13 protein-coding genes are annotated in these 12535 nt (G+C 58.9%); 3 read left to right on the top strand and 10 right to left on the bottom strand.

Annotated features, from left to right (window positions below):
* Nucleotides 1-91: 91 nt before the first annotated feature.
* From AC1965_RS04125 to deoD, 3 genes are all read left to right on the top strand, one after another.
* Nucleotides 92-2059, top strand: a complete 1968-nt coding sequence (locus tag AC1965_RS04125) for a methylmalonyl-CoA mutase family protein (protein ID WP_483886026.1) — start codon at nucleotides 92-94, stop codon at nucleotides 2057-2059.
* Between the two features lie 81 nt (nucleotides 2060-2140).
* The gene (locus AC1965_RS04120; RefSeq protein WP_483886025.1) at nucleotides 2141-2485 is read left to right on the top strand and encodes an H-NS histone family protein; all 345 of its coding nucleotides are present in this window, start codon (nucleotides 2141-2143) and stop codon (nucleotides 2483-2485) included.
* Between the two features lie 135 nt (nucleotides 2486-2620).
* The gene (gene deoD / locus AC1965_RS04115; protein WP_483886024.1) at nucleotides 2621-3325 is read left to right on the top strand and encodes a purine-nucleoside phosphorylase; all 705 of its coding nucleotides are present in this window, start codon (nucleotides 2621-2623) and stop codon (nucleotides 3323-3325) included.
* 75 nt (nucleotides 3326-3400) lie between these two features.
* Here the strand turns inward: deoD and AC1965_RS04110 are convergent, their stop codons facing one another.
* From AC1965_RS04110 to AC1965_RS04065, 10 genes are all read right to left on the bottom strand, one after another.
* Complete coding sequence (locus AC1965_RS04110) at nucleotides 3401-4996, bottom strand: FAD-binding dehydrogenase (RefSeq protein WP_483886979.1); 1596 nt, start codon at nucleotides 4994-4996, stop codon at nucleotides 3401-3403.
* A gap of 128 nt (nucleotides 4997-5124) precedes the next feature.
* Complete coding sequence (locus tag AC1965_RS04105; RefSeq protein WP_483886023.1) at nucleotides 5125-5340, bottom strand: hypothetical protein; 216 nt, start codon at nucleotides 5338-5340, stop codon at nucleotides 5125-5127.
* Nucleotides 5341-5382: 42 nt separating this feature from the next.
* Nucleotides 5383-6162, bottom strand: coding sequence for a succinate dehydrogenase iron-sulfur subunit (locus AC1965_RS04100; protein WP_483886022.1), 780 nt, complete (start codon nucleotides 6160-6162; stop codon nucleotides 5383-5385).
* Nucleotides 6163-6172: 10 nt separating this feature from the next.
* The gene (locus AC1965_RS04095; RefSeq protein WP_483886021.1) at nucleotides 6173-6505 is read right to left on the bottom strand and encodes a hypothetical protein; all 333 of its coding nucleotides are present in this window, start codon (nucleotides 6503-6505) and stop codon (nucleotides 6173-6175) included.
* Nucleotides 6506-6507: 2 nt separating this feature from the next.
* Entirely contained in the window at nucleotides 6508-8313 is a 1806-nt protein-coding gene (sdhA, locus tag AC1965_RS04090) for a succinate dehydrogenase flavoprotein subunit (protein ID WP_483886020.1), read from the bottom strand.
* A gap of 32 nt (nucleotides 8314-8345) precedes the next feature.
* Complete coding sequence (gene sdhD / locus AC1965_RS04085) at nucleotides 8346-8717, bottom strand: succinate dehydrogenase, hydrophobic membrane anchor protein (RefSeq protein ID WP_483886019.1); 372 nt, start codon at nucleotides 8715-8717, stop codon at nucleotides 8346-8348.
* Between the two features lie 10 nt (nucleotides 8718-8727).
* Nucleotides 8728-9111, bottom strand: a complete 384-nt coding sequence (gene sdhC, locus AC1965_RS04080) for a succinate dehydrogenase, cytochrome b556 subunit (protein ID WP_483886018.1) — start codon at nucleotides 9109-9111, stop codon at nucleotides 8728-8730.
* Between the two features lie 122 nt (nucleotides 9112-9233).
* Nucleotides 9234-9947 carry a DUF1194 domain-containing protein gene (locus AC1965_RS04075; protein WP_483886017.1) on the bottom strand — a complete coding sequence of 238 codons (714 nt, stop codon included), beginning with the start codon at nucleotides 9945-9947 and terminating at the stop codon, nucleotides 9234-9236.
* 491 nt (nucleotides 9948-10438) lie between these two features.
* On the bottom strand, nucleotides 10439-11401 hold the full coding sequence (mdh, locus tag AC1965_RS04070) for a malate dehydrogenase (RefSeq protein ID WP_483886016.1): 963 nt from the start codon (nucleotides 11399-11401) through the stop codon (nucleotides 10439-10441).
* A 161-nt stretch (nucleotides 11402-11562) separates the two neighbouring features.
* Entirely contained in the window at nucleotides 11563-12489 is a 927-nt protein-coding gene (locus tag AC1965_RS04065; protein WP_483886015.1) for a PRC-barrel domain-containing protein, read from the bottom strand.
* Nucleotides 12490-12535 lie beyond the last annotated feature (46 nt).

Raw genomic sequence — 12535 nt, 5'->3', positions numbered from 1 at the left:
CCGCAACGCAGCGAATTGACACCGCCATAAAGTTTCCCTTATGAACGTTATGACGCAATAATATTGCCAACACGATTGATAGAGGCCCGCAATGTCGCACCCGCAGAAAGACCGTCCTTGGCTGATCCGTACCTACGCGGGTCATTCGACCGCCGCCGCTTCTAACGCGCTCTACCGGTCCAATCTTGCGCGGGGCCAGACCGGGCTTTCAGTCGCCTTCGACCTGCCGACGCAGACCGGTTATGACAGTGATCACGTGCTGGCGCGCGGTGAAGTGGGCAAGGTTGGCGTGCCGGTGTCCCATCTGGGCGACATGCGGGCGCTGTTTGACGGTATTCCTCTGGATCAGATGAACACCTCGATGACGATCAACGCCACCGCGCCTTGGCTTCTTGCGCTCTATATCGCGGTGGCAGAAGAACAGGGCGCGGATATATCTGCGCTGCAAGGCACGGTGCAGAATGACCTGATCAAGGAATATCTCAGCCGCGGCACCTATATATGCCCACCTGCCCCGAGCCTGCGCATGATCGCGGATGTGGCCGAATATTGCTATACGAACGTGCCAAAATGGAACCCGATGAACGTCTGTTCCTATCACCTGCAAGAGGCCGGTGCGACACCGGAGCAGGAACTGGCCTTTGCCCTCGCCACCGCGACCGCCGTATTGGATGCACTGAAACCCCGCGTGCCCGACGCCGACTTTCCCGCGCTGGTTGGGCGTATTTCGTTTTTCGTAAATGCCGGCATTCGGTTTGTCACCGAAATGTGCAAGATGCGCGCCTTTGTCGACCTGTGGGATGAAATCTGCCTGACCCGCTATGGTGTAGAAGACCCGAAATTCCGACGTTTCAGATATGGTGTGCAGGTTAATTCGCTGGGGCTGACTGAACAGCAGCCAGAAAATAACGTTTACCGTATTCTAATTGAAATGCTCGCTGTCACCCTGTCGAAAAAGGCCCGCGCCCGCGCCGTGCAATTGCCTGCCTGGAATGAGGCGCTTGGCCTGCCCCGGCCCTGGGACCAGCAATGGTCGATGCGCATGCAGCAGATCATGGCGCATGAAACCGATCTGCTGGAATTCGACGATCTATTTGATGGCAATCCAGCAGTGGACGCCAAGGTTGAATTGCTCAAGGACGGCGCACGGGCCGAATTGGCCAATCTGGATGGAATGGGCGGTGCGATTTCCGCAATTGATTACATGAAGGGTCGCCTTGTTGATAGCAACGCCGACCGCCTGCGCCGCATCGAAAGCGGAGAAACCGTGGTGGTGGGTGTCAACAAATGGCAACAGGGCGAACCCTCACCACTGATGACCGGCGAAGGCGACATCATGCAGTCCGACCCCGGCGCCGAGGCCGATCAACTGACGCGACTGGCCGCGTGGCGTGACACCCGCGATACCGCAGCCGTTACGCAGGCATTGACCGATCTGCGCGCCGCCGCAGCGGCAGGCGATAACGTGATGCCCGCCTCCATCGCAGCGGCCAAGGCCGGGGTGACCACTGGCGAATGGGCCGCACAAATGCGTGCCGTACATGGCGAATACCGTGGCCCCACAGGCGTCGCTGCCGGACAATCGAACAAGACCGAAGGCCTGGATGATCTGCGCGAGGCCGTGAATGCAGTCAGTGACCGGCTGGGGCGGCGATTGAAATTCCTCGTCGGCAAACCGGGTCTGGATGGTCATTCCAATGGGGCCGAACAAATCGCCGTACGCGCCCGCGACTGCGGTATGGATATCGCTTATGAGGGCATCCGCCTGACCCCAGCAGAGATCGTCACCGCCGCGCGCGACGATGCGGCGCATGTTGTCGGCCTGTCGATCTTGTCCGGTTCTCATATTCCCCTGGTCGAAGATTTGATGGCACAAATGCGTGCCGCCGGGCTGGGTGCTATTCCCGTAATTGTCGGCGGTATCATTCCCGAAGAAGACGCTAAACGATTGCGCGAAATTGGCGTGGCAAGGGTCTATACCCCCAAGGATTTCGAATTGAATGCGATTATGGCCGATATTGTATCACTGGTTGATCCTGAATCCGTTGCTGCAGAGTAATCTGACACAAAAATGTAGATGCGCTCTCCGGAGTTTCCCTATAACTGCGCATATCTGTACATTTCTTCGAGGAAGGAAATCATGACAATTGATCTCAAATCCATGTCTCGCAAACAGCTCGAAAAGCATTTGCTAGATGTGAAAAAGGCACTGCATGCTGCGCAGGCGCGTGAACGCCGCCAGGCACTGAAGGCAGCCGAAACTGCTGCGGCTGAATTCGGGTTTTCGTTGGGTGAATTGACCCAAGACGAAAAGATCGTGAAAAAGCCCAAGAAAACAAAGGCTGTAGCGGCAAAACCTAAATCCAAGCCGCAATTCGCGAACCCGGCAGATCGCAGCCAGACCTGGACCGGAAAAGGCCGTCAGCCGAATTGGTTTCGCGCCGAAGTTGAAAAAGGCACAAGTGCGGATTCCATGCGCGTCTGAATTCGCGTGCATTAAAGCCGTCCATTAAAAACATCCCGCCCCGGCATAGCGTCTGTGGCGGGATGTTTTTTTGACCCCTTGCCGCCGTCTGGTGGCAGGGGCAAACTTATCCGCATAACAACAGGAGACCACCAGATGTCGGTTCATATTGGCGCCAAACCCGGCGATTACGCACAAACCGTTTTGATGCCCGGCGACCCTTACCGCGCAAAGTGGGCGGCTGAAACATTTTTGCAGGATGTGACGCTGGTGAACGAAGTGCGCGGCATGCTGGGCTTTACCGGCACATGGCGCGGCAACAAGGTCAGCATTCAGGGGTCCGGAATGGGGATGCCCTCGCTGTCGATCTACGCCAACGAATTGATGAGCGAATTTGACGCGCAGACACTGATCCGAATTGGGTCGTGTGGCGGAATGCAGGCCCATGTGGGCATTCGCGACGTGATCATAGCCATGACTGCCAGCACGATCACCTCCCCCTCATCCGGTATCTTTCGCGAATTGAACTATGCCCCTTGCGCCGACTGGGGCCTGCTGCGCGCCGCCGTTGCCGCCGCCGAAACCCGGGCGACAAAAACGCATGTAGGCGGGATCTATTCTTCAGATGTCTTTTACGCCGAGCGCCCCGATCTGGATGAACAGATGGTACGCCATGGTATTCTGGGCGTCGAAATGGAAGCGGCCGAGCTCTATACGCTGGCAGCGCGCCACAAGCGCCGGGCGCTGGCGATCCTGACGGTCAGCGACCACCTGCAAACGGGCGAGGCTTTGCCGTCCGAGGACCGTGAAAAATCGTTTGGTGATATGGTCGAGATCGCGCTTGAAGCGGCGTTTTCGTAAAGCGCCTATTACCAGTTAAATGAGGGGGGACGTCCCCCCTCATCCCCCAAGTTCATGCAGCACGATGATGTGCGATCAGGCGTTTTGCCCCGCCAGACGGCCTGAATAAAGACAGCCGCCAAGAAACGTACCTTCCAGCGCATTATAGCCGTGGTACCCACCACCGCCAAAGCCACAGACTTCGCCCGCCGCAAACAGGCCGGGCAACACGTCACCCGCCGGGGTCAGCACGCGGCCCTGCGCATCGCTGTGCAGCCCACCCAGAGATTTCCGCGTCAGGATATTCAGCCGCACGGCGATCAACGGGCCATTTGCAGCATCGAGGATCGCATGCGGCTTCGCAGTACGGATCAGCCTGTCGCCCCGATACGCCCACGCCCCGCGGATCGCGGTGATCTGCGCGTCCTTCGCGAAAGGATTGGTCAGTTGCCCGTCACGCGCGATAATCTGGGCGCGGATGTGGTCTGGGTCCAGCGGGTGATCGGGCGTCAGTGCGTTCATCCGGGTGATCAGCGTATCAAGGTCGTCTGCCACGATAAAATCGGCGCCCTTCTCCTTGAAGGCCTCGACCGCTGGGGTGGCCCCCTTGCCCAGACGCGCGCTCAATACATCCCGCCAACCGCCATCCGTCAGGTCAGGGTTCTGTTCCGAGCCTGACAGCGCAAATTCCTTTTCGATGATTTTCTGCGTCAGAATAAACCAACTGTGTTCGCCCGCGCGTAGAATGCGCTGCAGGGTCGACAGCGTGTCGAAACCCGGCAGGCAGGGCGCCTGCATCCGATCGCCGCGCGCGTCAAACCACAGCGATGACGGACCCGGCAGAATGCGGATGCCATGGTTGGGCCAGATCGGGTTCCAATTCTGGATGCCTTCGCAATAGTGCCACATGCGATCCTCGTTAATCAGTCCGGCCCCGGCCTTTGCCGCAATGGCATGCATCTTACCATCGACGTAGTCCGGCACCCCGCTGATCATCTGCTTGGGCGCGGGGCCAAGGCGGTCTGTGGGCCAGTGTTTGCGCACCAGATCATGATTGGCGCCGATGCCCCCCGTGGTCAGAATCACGGCCTCGGCCCGCTGTTCAAACGCGCCGATAGTTTCCCGCCCGCTGCTGGCCCCACGCGGTGCGTCACTATCTGCCAGAACATCCCCCGCCACACCCATCACCGCACCGTTCTGTATAATCAAACGCGTGGCCCGATGCCGAAACGCCAGACGCAGCTTTCCCGTTGCCGCGTGATCGGCCATCAACCTGGCAAAGGGCGCCACCACGCCAGTGCCGGTGCCCCAGGTGATGTGGAACCGCGGCACCGAATTGCCGTGACCGTGGGCCTGCGCGCCGCCACGTTCGGCCCAACCAACCACCGGAAACCAGCGCAGCCCCAGCCCCTGTAGCCAAGGGCGCATATCGCCCGCGGCCCATTCGATAAAGCCTTCGGCAAGTGTGCGGGGATTGGCATCCTCTGCCCGGTCAAACTGGGCCGACCCCATCCAATCGCTGAGGGCCAGCTCGGCACTGTCGCGGATGCCCATACGGCGTTGCTCAGGGGTGTTGACCATAAACAGCCCGCCAAGCGACCAGAACGCCTGCCCCCCGAGGCTTTGCGGGCCTTCTTGGTCCATCAGCAGCACGCGGCGTCCGCGCAGGACCGCCTCATGCGCTGCAACCATCCCGGCCAGCCCGGCCCCCACGATGATAATATCCGGCGTGAAACCCTGACCTGCCACGGCACCCCTCCCTGTTCAGGTCAGAGTGCGAGCAGGCTGCGCCAAAATCAATCCCCGGCAAGCGGCCGTGCCTAGAGACGTGGCGTGTCCATCCGTTTGAGGCAGCGATCCGGCGGGCCTTCACTGCGGAACGCTTCGGCTCCGCAGGCGGTGCATTGGTATTTGCGCAGCGTGCCCCTGTCGCCGGTGCGGTCTTCACGCCATCGGCAATCGCGTGTGGCCGCGCCCCGGCGCGCCACAATTGCGACGATCACAAGGGCAATGACAAAGATAAGGGGGATCAGCATAAGAGATCAGGCGGCCCGGTACACGCCGGGCCGCACCTGCGGTCAAATGGTGCGTTCGACCATTAGTTTCTTGATATTCGCGATCGCCGCTGCTGGGTTCAGGCCCTTGGGGCATGTCTTGGCGCAGTTCATGATCGTATGGCAACGGTAAAGCTTGAACGGGTCCTCAAGATCGTCCAGACGCACGCCCGTCGCCTCATCGCGGCTGTCGATGATCCAGCGGTAGGCGTGCAGCAAGGCTGCTGGCCCAAGGTAGCGGTCGCCATTCCACCAGTAGCTGGGGCAGGACGTCGAACAACAGGCGCACATGATACATTCATACAACCCGTCCAGCTTTGCGCGGTCGTCGATCGACTGCTTCCATTCCGTCGCAGGTGCGGGCGTGTCGGTATCAAGCCACGGCATGATGCTGGCATGCTGGGCGTAGAAGTGCGTAAGGTCGGGGATCAGGTCTTTGACGACGGGCATATGCGGCAGCGGGTAAATTTTCACCACACCGTTGATCTCTTCCATGCCGTAGGTGCAGGCCAGCGTGTTGATCCCGTCGATGTTCATCGCACAAGAGCCGCAAATCCCCTCGCGGCAGGAACGCCGGAACGTCAGCGTAGGGTCAATCTCGTTTTTGATCTTGATCAAGGCATCAAGGATCATCGGACCGCAATCGTCCATGTCGACAAAATAGGTGTCCAGCGCCGGGTTTTTGCCGTCGTCCGGGTTCCAGCGGTAGATGTGGAATTCGCGCAGATTGGTGGCGCCTTGTGGCTTTGGCCAAGTTTTACCGCTGGTCATGCGCGAATTTTTGGGAAGCGTCAGTTGAACCATTTTGCGTCTCCTAGAGCGTCAGGCCGGCTGCGGGGGCGGCAGCGAGCAGACAAGTTCGGGTTTCGGGACGTGACAGCACCGTGCGCACGGTCGCGACAGCCGTATCGTCCACACCGACGACGGCCGCGCGGGCCAACTCGCGCAATTCCAGCGCATCGGCATTGTCGATGATACAGTCGGTAAAGGGGGTGATCAGTTGCTTGGGCACCTGCGGGAAACGGGTGGCCAAAATCTCGGTCACCACCCCTTTGGACCCTTGGCGCGCGGTGTCATCCACGGCGCGCTGCACTTCGACACAGCCCGACAACGCGGCAAGGCAGGCGGCAATTAAGACGATGCGCATGATCAATACACCCGCGCTTTGGGGGCAATTTTCTTGAGGTCGATGCCGCCCTCGTCCTGGGTGGTAAGCGGGTCAAGGTGAACGGCGCGGTAGGTCAGATTGGCCTTGTTGCCATCGAACCATGCCAGCGAATGCTTGCGCCACTCATTGTCGTCTCGATCCGGGTAATCCTCATGCGCGTGGGCGCCGCGGCTTTCCTTGCGCGCGGCAGCAGCGGTGATAGTGGCTGTCGCGTTGGGCATCAGGTTGGTCAGCTCTAGCGTTTCCATCAGATCAGAGTTCCACACCAGGCTGCGGTCGGTGACATGCAGATCGGCCAGCTTGTCAGCCACTTCGATCATTTTCACGCGACCCTCTTCCAGCGTCTTGTCGGTGCGGAACACGGCAGCATCGGCCTGCATGGTCTTTTGCATTTCAAGGCGCAGGTCGGCCGTGGGCGTGCCGCCCTTGGCATGGCGCAGCCCGTCAAACCGGTCAAATGCCTTTTCAACGGATGCCAGGTTCGGCTTAGGCACAGCCGTGTTCGGGTCAACGATCTTGGCCGCGCGGATCGCAGCGGCGCGACCGAATACAACAAGGTCGATGAGCGAGTTGGACCCAAGGCGGTTCGCCCCGTGAACGCTTGCACAGCCCGCTTCGCCCACGGCCATCAGGCCAGGCGCAATCGCATCGGAGTTATCGGCGGTGGGGTTCAACACTTCGCCCCAGTAATTTGTCGGGATGCCGCCCATGTTATAGTGCACTGTCGGCAAAACCGGGATCGGCTCTTTGGTGAGGTCCACCCCGGCAAAGATACGCGCACTTTCAGAAATGCCCGGCAGACGCAGGTCCAGCGTTTCTGGCGGCAAGTGGTTCAGGTGCAGGTGAATGTGGTCTTTGTTCTCACCCACGCCACGGCCTTCGCGGATTTCCATCGTCATACAGCGCGAAACAACGTCGCGCGACGCCAGATCCTTGTAGGTCGGCGCATAGCGTTCCATGAAACGCTCGCCTTCGGAGTTGGTCAGATATCCACCTTCGCCACGGGCACCCTCGGTAATAAGGCAGCCGGCGCCATAAATGCCGGTCGGGTGAAATTGAACGAATTCCATGTCTTGCAGGGGCAGACCCGCGCGCGCAGCCATCCCGCCGCCATCGCCGGTGCAGGTATGGGCCGATGTCGCGCTGAAATAGGCGCGGCCATAGCCGCCAGTTGCCAACACGACCATCTTGGCGCTGAACAGGTGCATGGTGCCATCGTCCAGCTTCCAGCACAGCACACCCTGGCAGACGCCATCATCCGACATGATCAGATCAATGGCGAAATATTCGATGTAGAATTCCGCATTATGTTTCAGGCTCTGGCCATAAAGCGTGTGCAGAATGGCGTGGCCGGTGCGGTCAGCCGCAGCACAGGTGCGCTGCACGGGCGGACCTTCGCCAAATTCGGTGGTATGGCCGCCAAAGGGCCGTTGGTAGATCTTGCCCTCTTCAGTGCGCGAGAACGGCACCCCGTAATGCTCAAGCTCATAAACCGCCTTAGGCGCTTCGCGGGCCAGGTATTCCATTGCATCGGTGTCGCCCAGCCAGTCAGAGCCCTTGACCGTGTCATACATATGCCACTGCCAGTTGTCGGGGCCCATATTGCTCAGCGAGGCGGCAATGCCACCCTGTGCCGCAACGGTGTGCGACCGGGTCGGGAATACCTTGGACACACAGGCCGTGCGCAGCCCTTGTTCAGCCATGCCCAATGTCGCGCGCAGGCCAGCGCCGCCTGCCCCCACAACGACAACGTCATATTCGTGGGTTTCATATTCATATGCTGCCATTTGGTCAGACTCCCGGCTTGTGCGTATTTGGTTTACAGGGCGAGCTTGGCGATGGCGAAAACGCCAATGGCCGCAGCGCCGTAGCTGATACAGGTCATCACAATAATCGTGACCTTCTGAGACAGCCCGTGTACGTAATCTTCGATCAGCACCTGCACCCCGTCGTTAAAGTGTTTGAACACCACTACAATCGTGAGCGCCGCCACAATCGCCGGGAAAGGCCGCGCGTAATAGGCGAGGATATCTTCGTAAGAGCCGCCCAGCGCGCTGCCAAAGGTATAGACAAACAACGGGATCAGCACGAGCAGCGCCACGGCGCTGACCTTCATCGCCCAAAAATGCGCGGTGCCGGATTTCGCGGAGCCAAGGCCACGGGCGCGCTTGCGGTCTGTGAGAAATGCCATCGGGGCCTCCTTAAATCACGAAAACGGTGAGGATGGTCAACACAACCGACCCAATGAGAGCCGCCCAGCCCATCTTTTCAGCCGTCGGGATATCAAGGCCACGCCCTGTATCCCAAATCAGATGACGAATGCCCGCCAGCGTGTGATACCACAGCCCAAGAAGCGACAGCACCATCACCAGATCGCCGAACCAACTGGTCAGCAGCCCGTTCACGGTGTCAAAGTAACCGGCAGATGTCGCGGCCGCGAGGAACCACCACACAATCAGCAACGCTGAAACCAGCATGGCATTGCCTGTGATCCTCGTGAGGATGGAGGTCATCGAAGTTAATTGTGGGCGGTAGATCGTAATATGCGGAGAAAGCGGGCGGTTGCCCCGGTTCACATCGGCCATTGTGCGGTCCTTTGTCCTGTACTTTGCCCCTTGTTACTGGTTTTTCCAGCCCTGTCACGTGGTCTGCGCGGGAATCTGCGCCAAAACACAGGCCAACCAGATAAAAGTGATGCGTTTTTTCTCTATTGATCATTTTTGTGATCACACGAATGTCGCCTGTGATCACAATTAACGCCGACGGTAAGATTGCTCAGCTGCTCCGTGGTTTCACGCTGTAGTTTCCGCCTGATCTGGGCCGGGTAGTCCGCGAACCCGTTGGCAGTGATCACAAACGCGCCTTCACCCGCAATTAGATTCTCGAAAAAATATGCAGTCAGGTCATCATTGGCGGTTTCTATTGCCAAGGCATTGACCGTGATCCCCTGCGCCGCCAGTCTCGCGCGCAGTTCAGCAGGCTCAATCCCCTCGTTTGACCGCCCATCTCCCGAGACATCAATCACCTTGCGGCGGCAGTCAGGCTGTTGCGCCAGCAGGTCAATTGACAGCGCCACCGCCTCGCCCACCGCGGTCGAAAAATTGCGCCATGCGCGGGGGTTGTGCGCGATGTCTTCGGCCAGCGCCGCCACATCTGCTTCGTTTGCAATCGCGATCCACGGCAGTGTCTGCACCTGTCGCGACGCGCCCGACCACTGCACCAACGTAACTTTCGCGGCCTGCGCGATCAGCGCTTCTGTCACAATGCCGTCGCGCAACGCAGTGGCAAGCCCGTCCATCTGGGTGCGGTATTCGTCGTTGTCCACAGACCCCGAGACATCCACTGCCAGCACCAGCGCAAGGTCACAGCCGGTGGCAAAAGATGGCCAAACGGCCAGAATGGCAGCAAATAAATGGCGCATGATCCGAACATACCATGACGCGTAGGCGTCGCGCATGACAAATACGTCAGGCGCCCCGAGGGTCGAACCCTAGGCTAAACACGTTAAATATGGTGGAGATAGCCAACGCCCGCGCAGGTCCGGCAACGCATCGTTTTCAGCCCGAAACAAGACGTGCAGCGCGCGTGTGTCGGTTGCCCTCTGCTGTCGCGCCCGGCCAGAACTTGCCCCCTGCCACCGCAGAATTCACAGGGTAGTCGACCCGTCGCATGGCAGCGGGTGCAGGCCTGAGGCACAGGTTTTGCCTTTTGTTGAGGTGCGTTATCCCACATGACGCTACGGGTCCCTTACGATACGACAAGAAACCGGATGCCTTGTTTAGGCCGCCGTGGCAGTGACCATATCCCCTAAATACGGCAACAGTGAGGCTGGCCCAGCGCCTGTGCAAATGCCCCCAAAAACGAAAAAGGCGCGCCACAGCGGGCGCGCCTTTCGATATCATGCCGTCAGGTTCAGCTGAGCGACCCGTCGATGCCCTTGCAGGCTTCGACCAGACCTTTGACCGCTTTTACGGAATTGTCGAACATCGCCTGTTCGTCTTTGTTCATCGAAATCTCGACAACACGCTCTACACCGCCGGCACCGATGACCGTTGGCACCCCGACGTAGAACCCGTTGAGACCGTAAGCGCCATCAACGTATGCAGCGCAAGGCAACACGCGCTTTTGGTCTTTCAGATAGCTTTCGGCCATCTCGACCGCGCTTGTGGCAGGCGCGTAAAACGCCGACCCGGTTTTCAGCAAGCCCACGATCTCGGCCCCGCCATCACGGGTACGCTGCACGATCGCGTCCAGTTTCTCCTGCGTGGTCCAGCCCATCTTCACCAGATCCGGCAGTGGGATGCCACCAACGGTGGAGTAACGCACAAGCGGCACCATAGTGTCGCCATGGCCGCCCAGCACAAATGCTGTGACGTCTTTCATCGACACGTTGAATTCACTGGCAAGGAAATGACGGAAGCGCGCCGAATCAAGGACACCGGCCATACCGCAGACTTTCTCATGTGGCAGGCCAGAGAATTCGCGCAGCGCCCAGACCATCGCATCCAGCGGGTTGGTGATACAGATGACAAAGGCATCAGGCGCGTGTTTCGCGATGCCTTCTCCAACCGATTTCATAACCTTGAGGTTGATGCCCAGCAGGTCATCACGGCTCATGCCGGGCTTGCGCGCGACACCGGCGGTCACGATACATACGTCCGCGCCTGCGATGTCTGCGTAATCCTGGGTGCCTGACAGCGTGGCGTCGAATTTGCCCGCAGGACCAGAGGAGGCGATATCAAGCGCCTTGCCTTCAGGTGTGCCCTCGGCGATGTCGAACAGGACAACATCGCCCAATTCTTTCAGTGCTACGAGATGGGCAAGTGTGCCGCCGATTTGCCCCGCGCCAATAAGCGCGATCTTGGGTCTGGCCATGTTCAAGTCTCCGACAGAGGTTGCATTCGCGCCCCGGATAGCGAAATGCGGCGCGCCGTGCAAGTTGCGCGACAGCCCGGCCTCTACCACGGACCTCACCCAGCGAAAAAGGGCCGCCCGGTTAAGGGCAGCCCAATCATGTCGGTTAGACAATACCAGAGTTAGTCTTCGTATTCTGGCAGGTTCTCCAGCTTCTCTTCTGTGCTGTCGACGTAGATGCGGAAATCGTTCGCGTCACCTTTGCCGATGATCTGCAGCTCTTCAAAGGAAAGCTTTACCGTGTGCTCGCCCAGGCCGAGGAAGCCACCGATGTCAGCCAGAACATGTGTGATCTTGCCGCTGTCGTCGACGATCAGCTCGTCAATTTCACCGATGTCTTCGTCTTCAACACCATAGATACGTGCGCCTTCCAGATCGTCAGCGGTCATTTCTGTCCACTCAACGTCGGCATAGCCGTCACGGGCCACTTTAGTACGTGGCAGCATGTCGCGCTCCACGGACTTGTCCACGTCAGCAGCCATTTCCTTGGTCTCTGCTTCAGCTTCTGCAGCCATTTCTTCGGTCTTCACTTCGGCGTTTTCAGCCGTTTCTTCGGTTTCGGCTTCGACGTTTGCAGCCACCTGCTCGGCGTCGGCTTCAACTTTTTCAGCTTCGGCGTTCATGTCACGCTCGAACGCAGGGGCATTTTCCAGCATCTCTTTCGAGGTGTTTACAACCAGAAAACGGTCGTTGCTGTCGCCTTCTTCACGCACGATGCGGATGTCATCCATCGAAACGCTGACGTCGCGCTCGCCCAAGCCGAGGAAACCGCCAACACCCAGGATCACAGCAGTGACTTCGCCGTCGGCGTTGATGATGATGTCATTGATTTCGCCAATGTCATCCCATTCTTTTTCGCCGCCATCTGCGATTGTCATGTCGCCTTCCATTTCGGCTTCGGAATTGTAGATCCGCATACCGATCAGGTCGGACGCCAGAAAGTCTGTTTCTTGTACTGTGACGCTACCAAAGGCGTTAGCGTGCGCATCAGCATACACCGCGCCGGACATGGTCAGCAGGACAGCAGTTGTGCTCAGAAAACGTTTCATAATAGATGCTCCTATATTTTTTCTTGACGCTTGTTGCGCCTCTGCC

Source organism: Sulfitobacter sp. KMM 9851, assembly GCF_057178245.1.
Note: the sequence above shows the minus strand (reverse complement) of the source record. Positions and strands in the feature narration are given on the sequence as shown.